Source organism: Mucilaginibacter gossypii, assembly GCF_900100945.1.
Classification (GTDB): domain Bacteria; phylum Bacteroidota; class Bacteroidia; order Sphingobacteriales; family Sphingobacteriaceae; genus Mucilaginibacter; species Mucilaginibacter gossypii.
On sequence record NZ_FNCG01000002.1, the window covers coordinates 615,677 to 634,480 of the forward strand.

Sequence of the window (18,804 nt, forward strand, 5' to 3'; positions counted from 1 at the left end):
TTATGAAGCTATACCATTTAAGATCGCTGTTTTTTATATGTGTCCTGTTTGGGAGCACTATTGTTGTATCTGCTCAAACCGACAAGGTAACTACTACCACTATTGGTTTGGGCTGGGCTAATAACTCTGTCAATACAGTTGTTTTCCGCAAAAACTCATTAGTTACTTTTAAGGGTGAACAATACGCCGCTTATTATAACAACGACCAGGCTTTAGTGTTGGCTAAGAGAAAAAGCGGATCTGGTAACTGGCAGGTTGCTGCAACGCAATATAAAGCCGATGCTGCTGATGCCCATAAGGATATCAGTATCATGGTTGATGGTGCCGGCTATTTGCATGTTGCCTGGGGACACCATAATCAGACTTTAAACTATGCTAAAAGCATTAAGCCCGGAAGCCTAACTTTGTCGGCCCAACAAAGCATGACAGGGGTTGGCGAAAACAAGGTCAGCTATCCCGAATTTTATCGTTTACAAGATGGCGATCTGTTATTTGTTTACCGCGACGGAGGTTCGGGTAACGGAAACCTGGTCATGAACAGGTATAATATAACTACTCAAAAATGGGTTAACATACAGCAAAATCTTATTGACGGTGAGGGTAAACGCAATGCCTACTGGCAAATGTGCATCGATAAAAAAGGGACAATCCATATTTCATGGGTATGGCGCGAAACGCCAGACGTAGCAAGTAATCATGACATGTGCTATGCCCGATCAAACGACGGAGGTTTAACCTGGGAAAAATCGACTGGCGAAAAATATATGCTCCCGATTAATGCTGCTAATGCTGAGTACACATGCCGGATTCCACAGCACAGCGAGCTCATCAATCAAACATCCATGTTTGCCGATGACGGGGGCAACCCTTTTATCGCAACCTATTGGCGCGATAGCAGTTCAACTACACTACAGTATCATATTGTTTTTAAAACCAGCAGTAGTTGGCATTCGGCCAATCTTGGTTTTAGGAAAACAGCATTCGGTCTTGGCGGTACAGGTACCAAACTGATCCCGATATCGCGCCCGCAAATTATAGCCTGGAATAAAAGCGGAAAACAATCAGTAGCGATTATTTTCAGAGATACCGAACGTGGGGATAAAGTTTCTGTGGCTGTAAATAACGATCTGCAAAGTGCGAACTGGCAGGTTAGTGATTTAACTGCCATGCCTGTAGGGGAGTGGGAGCCCACCTATGATACCGAACTATGGAAAGATAAAGAGGTTCTTAACCTGTTTGTACAAAAAGTAACGCAGGTAGATGGTGAGGGTAAGGCCAACGTGGCGCCTACGAAAGTACAGGTGTTGCAATGGAAACCTTGAAATAGAAAGTCTTAAACCCTGATTCAGAAGTTCTAAGTCTTTAGAAAAACTTAAGACTTTCGACTTGAGACTTACAACATGGAACTTGAACCAAAGTATAATAAACAAATAACAGCCCGGATGAAGAAACTCATATTTTATTTTCTATTGATAAGTGCTCCGTTTTGTGCATCGGCCCAAAGCAAAAAGAATACCGCACAAGTATCCGACAGGAAACTGTGGTTAAGCTACATGGATAAGGTAGCCCGGCCAGTGATCAGCAACCTTGCAGCCGATCAGCTTAAGGAAAAAATGCCAATGGAACTATCTGACAGAGTAGATAATAAGGAAAGTCGTGCTAAGGTGGGATACCTGGAAGCTTTTGGCCGCACATTGTGTGGTATAGCGCCGTGGTTACAATTAGAGGGAGGTGATCCCGCCGAAGTAAAACTTCGTGAGCAATACCGGGCATGGTCTTTAAAGGCTATCGCTAACGCTGTTAATCCGCAGGCTAAAGACTATATGCAATGGAGCGGTGGCCAGCCATTGGTTGATGCCTCGTTTGTTGCTTTTGCCTTGGTACGGAGCCCATGGTTATGGGAGCACCTTGATGATGCTACCAAAAAACAAGTGGTTGAAGTAATGAAAACTACCCGGGCAACTGTTCCGGTTTACTCCAACTGGATTTTGTTTTCGGGGATAATAGAGGCATTCTTTTGCAAATATGACCTGGGCTACGATCCGGTAAGGGTTGAATTTGGTATCCGCGAATTTACAGAACATTGGTATGTTGGCGACGGTATGTATTCGGACGGGATGAGCTTTCATCTCGATTATTATAATAGCATCGTGATCCATCCCAATCTGAGTACCATATTGGAAGAGGTAGATGCTAAAAAGAAAACTTATGTGCGTGAGGAACAACGTGAGCTGGCTGTTGGCCAACGTTATGCCGAAGTGCTTGAGCGCCTTATTAATGCTGATGGAAGTTACCCCGCTATAGGACGGTCGATAGTTTATCGCGGCGGCGCATTTCATCATTTAGCAAATATCGCCTACAAAAAACAACTGCCTGCAAGCCTGAAACCGGCACAGGTAAGATGCGCGCTAACAGCTATGATCAAAAAAACGCTTGGCGCGCCGCAAACTTTTACTGCCGATGGCTGGCTTAATATGGGTTTATATGGCAAGCAGCCCAGCCTGGCCGATTTTTATATTACAACAGGCAGCCTGTATTTCTGCGCCACCGCTTTTGTACCATTAGGTCTGCCCGAAGCCGATCCGTTTTGGGCTGATGCGGAAGAACCCTGGACCGCAGTTAAAATTTGGAGCGGCCAAGATGCACCTGCAGATCATGCACTTGATATCAGAAAATAATACAACATCTTTATATGAAATACTATCGTTTTTTATTGCCGGCCTTTTTGCTGCTAAGTATCATCGGTCGTGCGCAAACCAAATTAACCAGTTTTAGTCCGGGCGCAATCTGGCCAGATGATAAAGGGGTGCACATCAATGCCCACGGGGGAGGCATTCTGTATAATAATGGGGTTTATTATTGGTTTGGCGAACACAAAATTGCCGGCGATGCAGGTAACCGGGCAATGGTTGGAGTTCATTGCTATTCGTCAAAAGACTTATACAACTGGAAGGATGAGGGGATCTCGCTGAGTGTTTCGCCAGATACCACAAATGATATAGCAAAAGGCTGCATCCTGGAAAGGCCCAAAGTTGTTTATAACAAAAAGACAAAGAAATATGTAATGTGGTTTCACCTGGAACTATTAGGCAAAGGCTACAGCGCTGCCCGCGCCGGGGTTGCTGTAAGCGATAAGGTGACCGGCCCGTACAAGTTTATTAAAAGCTATCGCCCTAACCCAGGGCAGATGCCGTTTTATCCGGCACTTACACCCGAAGGTGATAAAATAAACTGTGTTAATCCGGCTCACGAAACCGATAAGTTTTTTTGCCGCGATTTGCCCGGCGGCCAGATGGCCCGCGATATGACTGTTTTTGTTGATGACGACGGCAAAGCCTACCACGTTTTTTCATCCGAAGAAAACTACACCCTTGATTTGGCCGAACTAACTCCCGATTATACAGGGCATACAGGTAAGTTTATCCGTATCTATATAGGCCATCAAACCGAAGCTCCTGCATTATTTAAACGTAACGGAATTTATTACATGATAGGCTCGGGTTGTACAGGTTGGGCACCCAACGCCGCCCGTTGGTTCAGTGCAAAATCAATTTGGGGGCCTTGGACTTACCACGGTAACCCTTGCCAGGGACAGGATAGCAAAATAACTTACGGCGGTCAAAGTACGCATGTATTGCCTGTGGCCGGTAAAAAAGATGCCTTCATATTTATAGCCGATAAATGGGCTCCAAAAGACGCCATTGATGGCCGTTACCTGTGGTTGCCCATCAGCTTTAAAGGTGATGATATCGAAATAAGCTGGGTAGATAACTGGAACCTTGACATATTTAAGAAATAATATGCGAAACTTCATAAGCTTATGCTGCCTGCTGTTCGTTACCGGTACGGCGACCGCTCAAGACAGTCTCATTACCAATATCCAAAGCCGTAAAGCACTTGATCTGAACGGCAAATGGCAATACATTGTTGATCCGTACGAAACCGGGTTTTATGATTATCGGTATAAGGAGCTCAACGAAAAAAATGGCGATGCCTATTGGAACAGCGGCATCCCGGCTAATAAAACTGAGAAAAAGGAGCACGGCTATATCGATAAATATAGCATTGATGTACCCGGCGACTGGAACCATCAAAAGCCGGAATTTACTTATTACGAGGGTACTATCTGGTATAAAAAATCGTTCGACTACGTTAAACCGGCCAATGGCGGCAGGCAGTACCTTTATTTTGGTGCGGTAAATTATAGGGCCGATGTATACCTGAACGGTAAAAAGCTGGGCATGCACAAAGGTGGCTTTACGCCGTTTAATTTTGAAATTCCTGCCGGGCTGCTTAAGGAAAAGGATAACCTGTTGGTGGTTAAGGTTGATAATAAGCGCTATGCAGACGAGGTGCCAACCCTTAACACCGATTGGTGGAACTACGGAGGTATCACCCGCGATGTAAAACTGGTTGAAGTACCGGCAACTTATATCCGCGATTTTGTAATCCAGCTTAAAAAGCCTGTTAATGGTGCGGCTCCCGCAAAACAACCGGAGATAAGCGGATGGGTTAAACTGAGCGATACTCCGCCAACTGGTCAAAATATCACCGTACAAATACCCGAGCTCAAGTTTAGTAAGCAGTTTGCTGCCACAGGCAAACTTACGCAGGTTAGCTTTAAATTGCCAAAGGTGCAGCTATGGTCGCCCGAAACACCTAAGCTGTATAAAGTTATCATAAGGTCCGGTGCCGATAAAACAGAAGATAAGATAGGGTTCCGCACCATCGAGGCGTATGGCCCGAAGCTATTGTTAAACGGTAAGCCTGTGTTTTTACGGGGGATCTGTATCCATGGCGAAATACCGCAGGACGTGAGAAGGGCTTACACCCAGCAGGATGCTGAACAATTGTTAACCCAGGCGCATGAACTTGGCTGCAATATGGTTAGGCTGGCACATTATCCTCATGACGAAAAGATAACCCGCCTGGCCGATTCGCTGGGGATTATGGTTTGGTCGGAGATCCCGGTTTACTGGACGATTGATTTTGGCAATGCTGCTGTACTTGAAAAGGCAAAAGCCCAGCTTAATGAAATGATCACCCGCGACCATAACCGCGCCAGTATCATTATCTGGTCGGTTGGGAACGAAACACCGGTGAGCCCGACACGTACGAATTTTATGCATGATCTGATTATCAGGGCCAAACAACTGGATGATACGCGCCTGGTTTCGGCGGCGCTTGAGGTAAATTATGGTTCGGGTAAAGATTTGAATGTGGTGGATGATCCGCTGGGTGAGTTTGTTGACCTCGTTGCTTTTAACGAATACCTTGGCTGGTATGGCGGCATGCCCGATAAATGCCGTTCTACAAACTGGAGCACGCCATACAATAAACCTTTATTTATCAGCGAAACCGGGGCCGAAGCTAAAACCGGTTTTCATGCCGATTCATTGACCCGCTTTAGCGAGGAGTACCAGGAGTGGTATTTTAAGGAGCAGGTAGCTATGTTTAAGCGGATGCCTGCAAATTTCGTGGGCCTGTCACCATGGGTAATGGCCGATTTCCGGTCGCCCAAACGGAATAACCCACTGTACCAGGAAGGCTGGAACCGCAAGGGTCTTTATGATGATAAAGGCAACAAAAAGAAAGCTTTTTATATTCTTCAAAACTATTACAAACAAAAAAGCGCAGAAGCGCTGAACAGATAGCGCATCACAATGAAAAAAATTACAATATCTTTTTTAACATTATTTTTATGCTTCAGCATAGCGGGCTTTTGCCAGGTACCCAAACATACCTTTGCGCTGGGCGATGAGGCTTTCCTGCTTGACGGGAAACCTTTCCAGATGATCTCGGGCGAAATGCATTATCCCCGCGTACCGCGCGAAGCCTGGCGCGCCCGCATGAAAATGGCTAAGGCAATGGGCTTAAATACCATTGGCACCTATGTTTTCTGGAACCTGCACGAGCCGCAAAAAGGCAAGTTTGATTTTAGCGGTAATAACGATGTGGCCGAGTTTGTTCGTATTGCTCAGCAGGAAGGCCTGTGGGTGATCCTTCGCCCAAGCCCGTATGTTTGTGCCGAATGGGAGTTTGGAGGATATCCTTACTGGTTGCAGAACGAAAAAGGCCTTGAGGTGCGTAGTAAAGAAGCCCAATACCTTAAAGAGTATGAAAGCTATATCAAAGAGGTAGGCAGGCAATTGGCCCCGCTACAGATAAACCATGGCGGTAATATCCTGATGGTACAAATTGAAAATGAATACGGCTCATATGGCAGCGATAAAGAGTATCTGGGGATTAATCAAAAACTATTTAAAGAAGCCGGTTTTGATGGATTGCTGTACACCTGCGACCCTGCCCCCGATTTGGTAGCTGGTCATTTGCCGGGATTACTTCCTGCTGTTAACGGTCTTGATAATCCTGCAAAGGTTAAAAAGATCATTAATGAAAATCACGATGGTAAGGGCCCGTATTATATTGCCGAGTGGTATCCGGCCTGGTTTGATTGGTGGGGAACTGCCCATCACACTATCCCTGCCGAACGTTATGCCGGTAGGCTTGATTCCGTACTGGCAGCAGGGATTTCTATCAACATGTACATGTTTCATGGCGGTACTACCCGTGCGTTCATGAATGGTGCTAATTTTAAAGATACCTCGCCTTATGAACCGCAAACGAGCAGCTATGATTATGATGCACCCTTAGATGAGGCAGGTAATGCTACCCCGAAATTTATACAGTTCAGGCAGGTGATCCGTAAGCATTTGCCTGCCGGTATGCAATTGCCGGATGTGCCGGCAGCCAAACCGGTAATCACAATTCCTGCTGTTAAACTAACACAATCGGTAAGTTTATTAAATACTCTGCCAGCTGTTAAAGAAAATCTAAGTCCGCTTACGTTTGAAGACCTGCACCAGGACTATGGCTTTGTGTTGTACCGAACTGTTTTAAACGAAAGCAAAAGCGGACAGCTCAAACTAAAAGAGCTTAGGGACTATGCGGTGATTATGATTAACGGTAAAAAAGTGGGCACGCTCGACCGTAGGCTTAATCAGGATAGCCTGTATCTAAAACTTCCGGCAGGTAAAGTAACGCTTGATATTTTGGTGGAAAACCTTGGCCGCGTCAACTTTGGTAAGTATCTTTTGCAAAATAAAAAAGGGATCACTCAACAGGTGCTTTTAAACGGAACAGAAGTGCAGCATTGGAAAATGTATTCGCTGCCGTTTCATGATCTAAGCACCGTGAAATTCTCCGCTGCAAAGCAAAATGTAGAATCGCCGGTTATCAGGAAAGGTGGATTTACGCTGGATAAAGTGGGTGACACTTACCTTGATATGAGCAACTGGGGAAAAGGTGTGGTATGGGTAAATGGCCACAACCTTGGCCGGTACTGGGGCATTGGTCCGCAGCAAACCTTATACCTGCCGGTTGAGTGGTTGAAAAAAGGATATAATGATGTTGAGGTGCTTGAGCTGTTAAAACCTGAGCAAGATCAGTTATCCGGCGTCGATAAACCGATATTGGATGTGGTAAAATCTTAAATAAGCTTAAAGCCGAAAGCTTAAGGCTCAAAGCCTTTTTATGTGTATCGGAGAAATAAACTAATAAAAGCTTTGAGCTTTTCGCTTTAAGCCTTAAGCTCTTTTAATAATATAAATACTATTTACAATGGCAAGAGTAGCATTTAAAATGAAGCTTCATGAAGGGCAAACCGCCGAGTACAAGGCGAGGCATGATGCCATTTGGCCCGAATTGAGCAGTTTGCTTAAAGATGTGGGGATCAGTAATTATTCTATTTTTTTAGATGAGGACACGCACTGGCTTTTTGGCGTAATGGATGTTGAAGATCAGGAAGCCCTTGATCATTTGCCTGATAGCCCTATTATGAAAAAATGGTGGTTATACATGGCCGATATCATGGATACTAATGCCGATCATTCGCCGGTGAGTGTGCCTTTGAAAGAGGTGTTCTTTTTGCCATAGATAGGAATATTGCTATTATTAAAATGGTTGTCATAAAGTGCGTGCTGCGGTAGGCGCCTTTGTGGTGCCCATTTTTGTTTTGTACGGATAGTATATGCCTGGCTTTCACCTTGCTGTATATGTTGTATCTTAATTAAAACAATTATTTTTACGGATATAGTTAGTTTCATACCATGGTTGAGATATTTCAGAATATCCGTAAAATATACAGGTTCAGCGCACCTTGCGAAGAGCTGGCTAACTATATCGAATTTTATTCACAATCAGTTTTAGATTTATCTGCACAGTACGTAAAAAATGAATTTTCATCGGTGAAAATGTTCCCCAGTTGGACACCTACTTTTTATATCAACCTTGGTTCGCCTTATTATATTGATTTGAAGGATACCCGGTATCATGTAAGGGAGCAGCAAGATGTTTTAATATTGAGAAATGAGGACGTTACCAGGCATAAACTACCTGCCGATAATATATTCACGGTTAAATTTAATCCGGGCGGTTTAGAAGCCGTTTCAGGTCTAAATCAAGTCCCGGTTATTGACAAGATCATTAACCTTAATCAAATTTTGCCCTGGGAATTACTTCAAAAAGTAAAACGGCCTGTAAGTTTCGAGGAGCGTGTAATCATTGTTGAATCATTTTTGTTAGAGAAGCTCATTAAACAGGTAAGCCAGGATCATTATGTTAAAATTGTTAACGACAGCATTGGCGAATATCAGGCTACTGGCATGCAGTTGAATACATCAAAAGTTGCTGAGAAGCTGTTCATTACTTCTAAAACTATCAATCGGTATTTCAACAGGGTGATTGGCACTCCGCCTAAAAATTATTTCTCAATTGTGCGGGGCAGAAATGCATTAACAGCATTTGTAAATAACAGAGAAAGCTTTGTTCCGATAGATTATGGATATTATGATTTGAGCCATTTTTATAAGGACGTTATGAACCTTACCGGTCAAAGGATAACCAAGCATCAATTTTAATTTGTCCGTTTTTTACTTTTAACGGGTAAGGCAGATCGCTTTCTTTGTAAGCTAAACAACGGTCATGAAAACATTCCTTATCATATTATTTGGCGCTACTTTTCTTATTCAAAAAGCTTATAGCCAGAAATACAAACCGGTATTAGAGCCTTACCCCGGGTTGGTTAAGGCAGACCCAAGGCTTGTTTTAAAGACCGGTTACCTTGTTGTACCGGAAAATAGAAGTAAACCGGCAGGGCGCAAAGTGAAGATCCCGTTTTTATTTGTACGCAGGCCGGATCAGGATGCACGCAAAAAGATCTCACTTTACACTACAGGGGGACCGGGTTATAGCACTACACGTAATATCGATAGCATAGGTTATGACTCCGGCTGGTTGGCCTACGGTGGCTTTATTGCTTTTGACCAACGCGGGACAAAGCGGGCGCAGCCATGCCTGGATTGTATGGAAGTAGCAGCGGCCATCAAACGCAGTTACAGGGAAGGGAAAAATAAAGATAGCCTCGTATCTCAGGCCGTTACCCAATGCCGAAACCGGTTTACAAAACAGGGTGTCGACCTATCAGCCTATAATACTATTGAAAGCGCAGAGGATATAAATGATTTAAGGTTAGCCTTAAATATTGATTCGCTTAACCTGGTTGGTATATCCTACAGTGGCGGCCTGATGCTTACCATGGCGCGAAACCATCCTGAGGGCGTTCGGGCGTTGCTTTTGAATTCACCGCTCCCCGGTTACGTAAATTTTGAGGAGCACGCTTTATTTAATATCAATGAAGCGCTTGAGCAGGTATTTCATAATTGCAAAACGGATTCCTCTGCCACGAAATATAAAAATTTAAGAACGAAGTTCCATCAATACTTCAGCGCTATTACCGGGAAGAAGTATACCATAGCTTATCAGGAAAAAGGAAGCAAGCAAGCTAATAATCTCACTTATACAAAAAACGAACTACTCGATGCAATAATAGGCCGGATGAACTCCCGGCAGGTTAGCACGGTGCCTGCGGTAATGATTGATTTAATTGAAGGCCGTCATGATAAATATGTACAGGAGGAGTTTGATGGCTATTTCGCGGGTAATTCAAGCGTATCACTGGGTATGAGGTATTCTGTTTATTGTTCAGAACAAATTTCATACGATGATCCTACATTGGAAGCACAACAACATTTGGTATTACCGTGGTTGGCCGGGTATCCGTTTAATGATGTAAATCATGCCATATGCAATTGTTGGAAGGTGAAGGCTGAACCTGCTATAGCAAAGCAGCCTGTTTATTCCACAGTACCGGCATTAATTTCGGCAGGTGACGTCGACCCTGATTGCAGGCCATTTTATAATAGATTAATTAAGCGTTATATGCCTAATAGCCAATTATTGATTATCCATAATAGAGGGCACGCCCCCGGTTTCAGTGTAGATGGAACTGATTATGTGAAACTTTTTTTTGAAAACCCTTATAGAAAACTTACATCTCAATCAAAAAACCTGATCATAGAATAGCTTAATAGCTATTGTCAGGTTTTTCGGTAATAAAGGTTTTGTCGTCTGTTAACATTATGCTAACATAGCAGCCTTACATTTGAGCCAAAACAACTCTTTGGCATGTATCCTGCACTTACTGATGAAGCGTTGATGGGGCTTATCCAGCAAAGCAACCCCGTTGCCCTTGAAACTCTTTTTAACCGTTACTACAAAACCTTATGTCAATTGTGCACGGTGTACACTAAAGATTATACCGTTGCCGAAGAGATCACTGCTAATCTTTTTATTAAACTTTGGGATAACCGCGATACAGCCATCCTTAATGTAAAAAGTTACCTGTTTGTTGCTGCCAAAAACCTCTCTTTGAATCATATCCAAAAAAAGAAGGATCCGGTACATTCCATCGAAGATATCGACCTGCAGGGACATGTATTAAAAGACAGGGACAACCCATTCAAAATCCTTTCGGGTCGCGAATCGTACGATAAAATACTAAACCTTATTGATACGTTACCAACCAGTCAGAGGCAGGTGCTGCTCATGAGCCGTATCGATAATCTCGACAAAAACGAGATAGCCAAAGTGCTGGGGATCTCTGTGCGTACGGTTGAAACTACACTTTACCAGTCTATCAAAAAACTTCGTCAGCTGTTAAAAGGGCAGCACAATTTCACTTCCGAGGGTTAATAATTTCTTAATGTAAACTTAACTTTTTTCGCTACGTATCGGCTACGTAAAATCAGTCTTTATTGCAGAGACAGATTTAATGGAAGATAATAGTTACCGCTTAATAGTTGAATATTTTGAAAAAACCATCAGCGATGATGGCTTAACACAGTTACAGGAGTGGATTGAGGAGAACCCCGAAAACCTTGCCCAGTTTAGTGAAACCATCCAGATCCTGGAAGCATCCAAAACATACTTTAAACAACCGGAAAATGCCGAGAGCGCCTGGGCAAAAATCAATGCACATATAATCCAACCTCAAATACCTGTAACTAAACGCACTACTAAATTCAATTGGATAGCTTATGCTGCCGCCTGTTTGCTTATTTGTACTACCGGTTGGTTTGGATATATGTATTTCAAACAGTCGCCGGTTTTGGTTTACGAAGAGATCAGCAATGTTGATGGCAAGCATTCAAAAATAATGCTGCCCGATAGTTCGACAGTTTATCTGGGTGGTGGCAGCAAACTCAGATACGCCAAAAACTTTAGTGGCGAGAAACGTGATGTAACGCTTAACGGCGAAGCTTTTTTTGATGTGGTTCATCAAGCTAAGCCTTTTGTAGTTAAAAGCGGCGATATCACCACTGTTGTATTGGGTACTTCATTTAATATTAAAGCCTACCTGGCCGATCATAAAGTAGCTGTAACCGTGCAAAGCGGTAAAGTAGGGGTAATGGCCAATGTGCAGGGAAAACCTCAAATGGTTAAATACCTGGTAAAGAACGAAGCGATCAGCATCAATACCCAAAACGGTATCTACACTTTTAACAACACTGATGCATCATCAGTAAGCTCGTGGATCAATAACGAATTTGTTTTCTATAATACAACTTACAGTGAGATAGCCGCTTCGCTTGAGCATCATTACGGCGTTAAGATCAGGTTTACAGAACAGGATTTGGGCAATGTAAGGCTTACAGCCAAATTAAGAGGTATAACATTGACAGATGCCATGGAAACCCTTAGCGCGCTATCAGGATTAGGCTATACGCAAAAAGGTAGTCAGCTTTTTATTTCAAACAATAATCAAAAAGGAGGAAGTATAATGAAATAGTATTACCCGGCTATTGGTAAAAGCCTGGACGTTGCTGGTAACAACCCCAGGCTTCAGAATTTTGACAATTTAAACTCACGGTTAGACAAGTATAAATTAAAGTAAATATATGAAAAAGTTATGGTTATTAACCATGCTGTTCTTTTTACAATTGCCTTTTGGCGGCATAAACGCTAAGGCTCAAACAGTAATAAACAAAAGGATCACGTTTGGTGCCGAGGGCACCATGCTCAAGGATGCCTTTCAGCAAATTGAAAAATCAAGCGATATCTCTATCAGTTATAATAATAGCCTGCTTGATGATAAACGCAAAGTACACATAACAAAAGCAGAGCGCTCATTAGGAGAAACTCTTGACCTGCTTTTAAAAGGAACTACCTGCACTTACAGAGCAGCAGGCGAACGTAATATCCTCATCATTGCAAAAACACAGGATAGGGGTAGCATTAAAGGGAAAGTGGTTGATGAAAAATCAGAACCACTTCCAGGTGCTACAGTGAAAGTTCCGGGAACAGGGGTCACTGCTATCAGTGGCGTTGATGGTTCATATACATTAAATATTGTGCCGGGTACTTACACGGTTGAGGCAAGCTTTATCTCTTACGAAACAAAAAGGATTCAGAACGTAAGTGTTAGCTCAAATACAAACACTGTTTTAAATATCACACTTAGTCCCGCCGATAATAAACTTAACGAGGTTGTGGTAACAGCACTCGGTATCAAAAGGGAAGATAAAAGTTTGGGTTATTCCGCCCCGGTTATTAAAGGCGATCAGCTAACCAGCGCTCTTTCTGGTAACTGGACTGATGCGTTATCGGGCAAGGTGGCAGGTTTAAACCTCATCCGTTCAAACAGTGGACCGGCAGGATCAAACAAAATTATCCTGCGTGGCGAAAACAACCTCACCGGCGATAATGAAGCCCTGATAGTAGTTGACGGTGTTGTAATTAACCAGGGTAGCGGCAGACGTACAAGCAACTCCGGCGAATCGGCTTATGGTACCAGCAGCGATAACATGCCTGCCGATTATGGCAGCAACCTGAACGACATCAACCCAGAGGACATTGAAACGGTAACGGTATTGAAAGGCCCGGGCGCGGCGGCGCTTTATGGCCAGCGCGGTGCTAACGGTGCTATTATCATTACCACAAAATCGGGTAAGAAACATAGCGGTTTGGGTATTACCTTTAACTCGAATGCGAGCCTTGAAAGCGTAAACCGCTGGCCCGATCTGCAATATGAATACGGACAAGGTACGGCAGGCTCCCGTTATTATTCATATGGTGCCGGTCCAGATGGTGCAAGCACAAGCGCAACAAGTTCGGCTTACGGACCTAAATTTGATGGCCAGCTTTTTTATCAGCTTGATCCCGTTACACAAAAGCAAAGTACAACGCGTACGCCATGGGTGCCATACAAAAACCAGATCCGCGATTTTTTTGATGTTGGCCAAACTTTCACCAATTCGGTAAGTGTTGATGGTGGCAGCGATAAAACAACGGCTCGTTTTTCGGCAACCAATGTTACCAATCACTGGATAACGCCAAACACAGGTTATACCCGTAACAGCATCGCTTTATCGGTAAATTCAAAGATCAATGATAAGTTGACCATCAACGCAAAAGTAAACTACAACAACAGAAACAGTGATAATTTACCGGGGGCGGGCTATGGTAACCAATCGCTGATGTACTGGTTTATTTTCTGGCAACCCAATGCCAATTTAAACTGGTTGAAGAACTACTGGAAAAACGGCCAGGATGGTAAAGCGATCTTTTATCCTTTCAGCTCGTTTCCTGAAAACCCTTATGCCGTTTCTTACGAGTTTATCAATAAATCAAACCGCAACTCGGTTACCGGGAACGTTGAAGCGCTTTACAATGTAACAAAAGAGTTTAGCGTACAGGTTCGTGCTACTTTAGATATGGGCTATGAGCAGCGCGCACAACAACGTCCGTATGATGCCGGTACCAAATATCCAAAAGGTTCCTATCGTACGCAAAACATCTATTCGGAAGAGCAGGGTGCCGATTTCCTGTTGAAATATAACAAGAAAATAACACACGATGTTAACATTACCGCTACAGCAGGTGGCAGTATGCTCCGCAACAATTATAATCGCGATGAAGTGCGCGCCGACTCGTTAGTATATCCGGGCGTGTATTCAATGGCCAATAATGCAGGGCCCCTGGTTACCCAGCCATATAAATCAAAATACGCTATCAACAGCTTCTACGGCTTATTGTCTACATCATTTAAAGATTACCTGTATGTGGATTTAACAGCCCGTCAGGACTGGATCAGTACGTTGGCTACTGCTAACCGCACCGATCAGGTTGGGTTCTTTTATCCATCGGCAAGTATGAGCTTTTTGCCATCAGAAGCATTCAAGCTGTTTAAATTCATCGACTATGCAAAATTGAGGGCATCGCTTGCAGGGGTTGGTAGCGGTACAACAAACCCTTATCAAACTTCATTTAACTATGTATCAGCGGGCAGTACCTATGCAGGTGGTTTGCAAAATCCGCGTACGCTATCAAACCCCGATTTGAAACCACTACGCACCACAACTCTTGAAGTTGGTGCCGAAGCAAGGATGTTCAATAATCGTTTGGGCTTTGACATTGCTTTATACACAGGTAACACCAAAAACCAGATCCTTAGTCGTACTGTCGATCAATCGTCGGGTTATAACCAGGCAGTTATCAACGTAGGTAAGGTAAGCAACAAGGGTATCGAAATTTCATTGAACGGTACGCCTGTGCGCAAAGCCAACGTGTTTAGCTGGAATGTTACTGCAACCTTCAGCGCCAATAAAAATACCATTGAACAGCTTGCCGATAGTGCCGTAGTGCTGCGTAACGGCCCAACAGGCGGTGGGCAGATTGTTGCTCGTGTAGGCGGCAGCATGGGCGATATGTATGGCCGCGGTTACTTACGCTCGCCCGACGGGCAAATCGTTTATGACCCATCTACAGGTTTCGCTAAACTATCAGATAACCTGGTTTATTTGGGCAACACCATTCCAAAATGGAAAGCAAGCATGGGGCACGATTTCAGATATAAGCAATTTAACCTGCACCTGTTATTTGATGCCCAGGTTGGCGGTGTGTCATACTCGCTATCAAACTATAAACTGGCCGAACAGGGTAAAACAACACTTACCTTACCGGGCAGGTATAACGGTATCATAGGTAAAGGTGTTATTCAAAATCCTGACGGAAGCTACCGGCCGAATGATGTCATTGCAACAGATGTTGACGGTTACTATCGTTCACACTATGGTATTGATAATGCCGAAGGCAATACGTTTTCAACCAACTTCCTGAAATTCCGCGAGGCAAGGTTTGACTATTCATTGAGCCCGCGTTTGGTTAAACGCCTTGGATTAACACGAGCTACAGTGGGTGTATACGGACGCGACCTGTACATCTGGACAAAGTGGCCAATCTTCGATCCTGAATTTGGTACCCTTTCGGGCAGCGATATAGTGCAGGGATTTGAGATTGCACAGTTTCCATCAACCCGCACATTTGGTTTTAACATAGTTATTGGCATTTAATAATTAACAATATGAAAAGGAACGGATATATACTTATATCGATGATGATGTTGTTCGTTAGCATAATGTCGTCATGTAAAAAGGATTTTATTGAACTTAATACCGATCCCAACGGCACGCCAAACGCCCTGCCGCAGCAATTGCTGGCTCCGGCGTTGGTAAATACATTGGGGACTAATATGCTTCGCGCTCGTAATTTTAATAACGAGCTGATGCAGGTTACCGTTGATCCCGGCGATTCGGAAGGCAAAGTATTCAGGTATGATATCAAACGCACCTGGGCCGATGCTACCTGGAATGCCTGGTATACCCAGTTAACCAACTTTAAAGATATTTATAACATAGCCAGTAAGGAAGTTACCTACAACAAAACGTATATGGGCATTTCACTTATTTGTCAGGCATGGTTATATTCCTTGTTGACAGATACTTATGGCGATGTGCCTTACTTTGATTCGAACAAAGGCAAGGAAGGGAACTTTACGCCTAAGTTTGATAAGCAGAAAGATATTTACCTGGATATTTTCAAAAACCTGGAAGCAGCAGATACCCTGCTCAATGCGTCGGCAAACGTAGTTGCCGGCAGTGATCCGGTATTTAGCGGCAATGCTTTAAAATGGCGCAAGTTTGGTAACACGCTTTATTTAAGGTTGTTGTTAAGGGTATCTGGCAAAGCCGATGTTTCGGCTGATGTGATAGCTAAGATCAAGCAAATTGTTGATACCAATCCCGATGTTTATCCCATTATGGGCAGCAATGATGATTCGGCAGTTTTGCGGTGGACCGGCTCCGGTGCTTTAACATCTCCTTTTATTGGCGGAGTACGTGAACAAGACTGGCGACAGCCCGGTGTTTGTGAGTTTTTTGTAAACAACCTTGCCAAATGGGCTGATCCCCGTTTAACTGCTAACCGCTGGTCGATATCAAGCTATCAGGGTGGTATCCAGGGAATCCCGAGCGGCTATGCGCCCGGCCAAAACATTGGTATCAAATCATATTTCCTTTCTACCACATCGGCAACTACATTGATGAACGACCCATTGATGGGTAACATCATGAACTATTCGGAGCTACAGTTTATCCTTGCTGAAGCTGCAGCGAAAGGCTGGATAGCCGGAGATGCGGCCACTTATTATAAAAATGGTGTACAAGCAGGTATCACATTCTGGATCCCGACTTATGCAACCCCTATAGATACCTATTTAGCAGGCGCCGATATTGTTTGGGACAATGCTGCCCCGCTTGATGAAAAGATGGAGATGATCCATGTTCAAAAATACTACTCCATGTTTTACACTGATTTTGAGCAATGGTTTGAGTACCGTCGTACAGGTCACCCGGTATTGCCAAAAGGTAACGGTTTAAGGAACAACGGCATTATGCCGGCAAGGCTGCAATACCCGGTTTATGTACAATCGGCCAATCCTGATAGTTACAAGGCCGCAGTGGCTGTACAGGGTGCCGATGAGATCAGCACGCAGGTTTGGTGGCAAAAACAATAATCAACTGGTTTTAAACTAAGAGATCTATAAAATGAAAAAGATATATTTATTACTGGTGCTTGCAACAGCCATCGGTATAAATTCATGCAAAAAGAATAACTATGCTGAAGGTTCGTTAAGCCCGATTATTGCCGTTGTTGACCTGAAGGGGATTTACAAAGGCTCGGATGTTGTGCTGAACAGCACCAATATGGGCGGAGCAAAGGAAATAGTGGGCGTAGTAATTTCAAACGCCGCAGCAGGTAATAGTCCTGCCGGCGTATTAGTGGTGCAAAACAACCGCCGTAACGCAGTTAGGGGTATTTCTCTCGAAATAGGTAATGCAGCTGCAAACTATGTTCCCGGCGATTCGGTAATAGTGCAAGTTGAGGGCGCTACACTTACCAAAGTAAACGGCAGTATGCGTGTTAAAGGCCTTACCGAAAGCTCAGTGAATAAAGTTGCCACGAATAAAGCCGTTAAAGTGCAGTCGGTTCCATCAGCAACCTTGCTGGCTTCGCCCGATGTTTACGAAGGTACACTGGTTACGATAGCTAAGGCAGTAACCGACCCGGAGCCGCAGCAGGGCGAAACTTACGCGGGTGATAAAACACTTAATGACGGTTTTGGCAAAATAATAATGCATACAGAGGCTAACGCTGCTTTCGCAACTACCGAATTACCGTTCAGCGCTAATTTTACAGGCATTCCGTTTGCGATAACATCAGGCACCGATACCAAAATGCAGCTTTGGCCGCGTACTATCGATGATGTGTTTACACTTGCTGCAACCAAGCCATCGCCAATCATCATAACCGGATACCTTACCAATCCTTCGGGCAGCGATGCTGATTATGAGTATATCCAGTTCAAGGCAACTAAGGACATTGACTTTGCGGTAACCAATTACGCTGTGGTAACCTGTAATAATGCGGGTACTAACCCGGCACCTGCCAATGGCTGGGCGCAAGGTTTGGCAAAAACTTACAAGTTTGACCTCACATCGGGCACAGTTAAAAAAGGCCAGTTCTTTTATGTAGGCGGTAATAAAAATATCTGGGGTAAAGGCTCAACAGATATCAGCTCATCCAACTGGATCAACAGCACCATGTATGCCGAAGTGCCGGGTGCTGATTTCGGCAATGTAACTACCAATCTGTTAGCTAACAGTGGTAACGTGGCAGGAGTTTCAGTTTTTGCGGGTACAACAGTGAGTGCCGCAAGCGTTCCGCTTGATGTTATCATGTACGGTGGCGGTGGTACCGTGTACTCGGCTGGCCCGCCGGAGATTGGCTACCGCATTACCAATACCGATTACTATAGTACCATTAATCCGGTAACCCGTACTGATCAGGGCTTTTATGGAGGCGGTACCAATACCTCAAAGCTCACCTTACCAACTGATGGCCTATTTAGCCAGTTAGGAGGTGTGTATGATGCGCTTACCGGCAGATGGGTAAGCGGCAGAACCGTAACCAGCGTTCCTCTTACACTAACATCGCCAATTAGCGCCATTGAAACGGCTACAGGCGTAACAACAATTCAAAATTAAAACCTCACCCCAACCCCTCTCC

The 18,804-nt window shown here is 44.0% G+C and carries 13 protein-coding genes; all 13 read left to right on the top strand.

What is annotated here, in order from left to right:
• Positions 1-2: 2 nt before the first annotated feature.
• The 13 genes from BLS28_RS06050 (at position 3) to BLS28_RS06110 (ending at position 18,782) form a co-directional block, all read left to right on the top strand.
• Positions 3-1,322, top strand: a complete 1,320-nt coding sequence (locus BLS28_RS06050; RefSeq protein WP_091163371.1) for a BNR repeat-containing protein — start codon at positions 3-5, stop codon at positions 1,320-1,322.
• A 78-nt stretch (positions 1,323-1,400) separates the two neighbouring features.
• Positions 1,401-2,678: a DUF2264 domain-containing protein gene (locus BLS28_RS06055; RefSeq protein ID WP_256337354.1), complete on the top strand. Its 1,278-nt coding sequence runs from the start codon at positions 1,401-1,403 to the stop codon at positions 2,676-2,678.
• Between the two features lie 14 nt (positions 2,679-2,692).
• Positions 2,693-3,799 carry a glycoside hydrolase family 43 protein gene (locus tag BLS28_RS06060; RefSeq protein ID WP_091163373.1) on the top strand — a complete coding sequence of 369 codons (1,107 nt, stop codon included), beginning with the start codon at positions 2,693-2,695 and terminating at the stop codon, positions 3,797-3,799.
• Position 3,800: 1 nt separating this feature from the next.
• Positions 3,801-5,654: a glycoside hydrolase family 2 protein gene (locus BLS28_RS06065; RefSeq protein ID WP_091163376.1), complete on the top strand. Its 1,854-nt coding sequence runs from the start codon at positions 3,801-3,803 to the stop codon at positions 5,652-5,654.
• Between the two features lie 9 nt (positions 5,655-5,663).
• Positions 5,664-7,493 (top strand): glycoside hydrolase family 35 protein, encoded by a 1,830-nt coding sequence (locus BLS28_RS06070; RefSeq protein ID WP_091163378.1) that lies wholly within the window; start codon positions 5,664-5,666, stop codon positions 7,491-7,493.
• A gap of 127 nt (positions 7,494-7,620) precedes the next feature.
• Positions 7,621-7,935, top strand: a complete 315-nt coding sequence (gene rhaM / locus BLS28_RS06075; RefSeq protein ID WP_090532916.1) for an L-rhamnose mutarotase — start codon at positions 7,621-7,623, stop codon at positions 7,933-7,935.
• Between the two features lie 173 nt (positions 7,936-8,108).
• Positions 8,109-8,918 carry a helix-turn-helix domain-containing protein gene (locus tag BLS28_RS06080; RefSeq protein ID WP_091163381.1) on the top strand — a complete coding sequence of 270 codons (810 nt, stop codon included), beginning with the start codon at positions 8,109-8,111 and terminating at the stop codon, positions 8,916-8,918.
• Between the two features lie 64 nt (positions 8,919-8,982).
• Positions 8,983-10,422, top strand: coding sequence for an alpha/beta hydrolase (locus BLS28_RS06085; RefSeq protein WP_091163383.1), 1,440 nt, complete (start codon positions 8,983-8,985; stop codon positions 10,420-10,422).
• 102 nt (positions 10,423-10,524) lie between these two features.
• On the top strand, positions 10,525-11,091 hold the full coding sequence (locus tag BLS28_RS06090) for an RNA polymerase sigma factor (protein WP_091163386.1): 567 nt from the start codon (positions 10,525-10,527) through the stop codon (positions 11,089-11,091).
• A gap of 79 nt (positions 11,092-11,170) precedes the next feature.
• A complete protein-coding gene (locus tag BLS28_RS06095; RefSeq protein ID WP_091163388.1) occupies positions 11,171-12,187 on the top strand; it encodes a FecR family protein in 1,017 nt (338 codons plus the stop codon).
• A 109-nt stretch (positions 12,188-12,296) separates the two neighbouring features.
• Positions 12,297-15,749 (top strand): SusC/RagA family TonB-linked outer membrane protein, encoded by a 3,453-nt coding sequence (locus BLS28_RS06100; protein ID WP_176844382.1) that lies wholly within the window; start codon positions 12,297-12,299, stop codon positions 15,747-15,749.
• An 11-nt stretch (positions 15,750-15,760) separates the two neighbouring features.
• Positions 15,761-17,251 carry a SusD/RagB family nutrient-binding outer membrane lipoprotein gene (locus BLS28_RS06105; RefSeq protein ID WP_091163390.1) on the top strand — a complete coding sequence of 497 codons (1,491 nt, stop codon included), beginning with the start codon at positions 15,761-15,763 and terminating at the stop codon, positions 17,249-17,251.
• A gap of 31 nt (positions 17,252-17,282) precedes the next feature.
• Positions 17,283-18,782: a DUF5689 domain-containing protein gene (locus tag BLS28_RS06110; RefSeq protein ID WP_091163393.1), complete on the top strand. Its 1,500-nt coding sequence runs from the start codon at positions 17,283-17,285 to the stop codon at positions 18,780-18,782.
• Positions 18,783-18,804 lie beyond the last annotated feature (22 nt).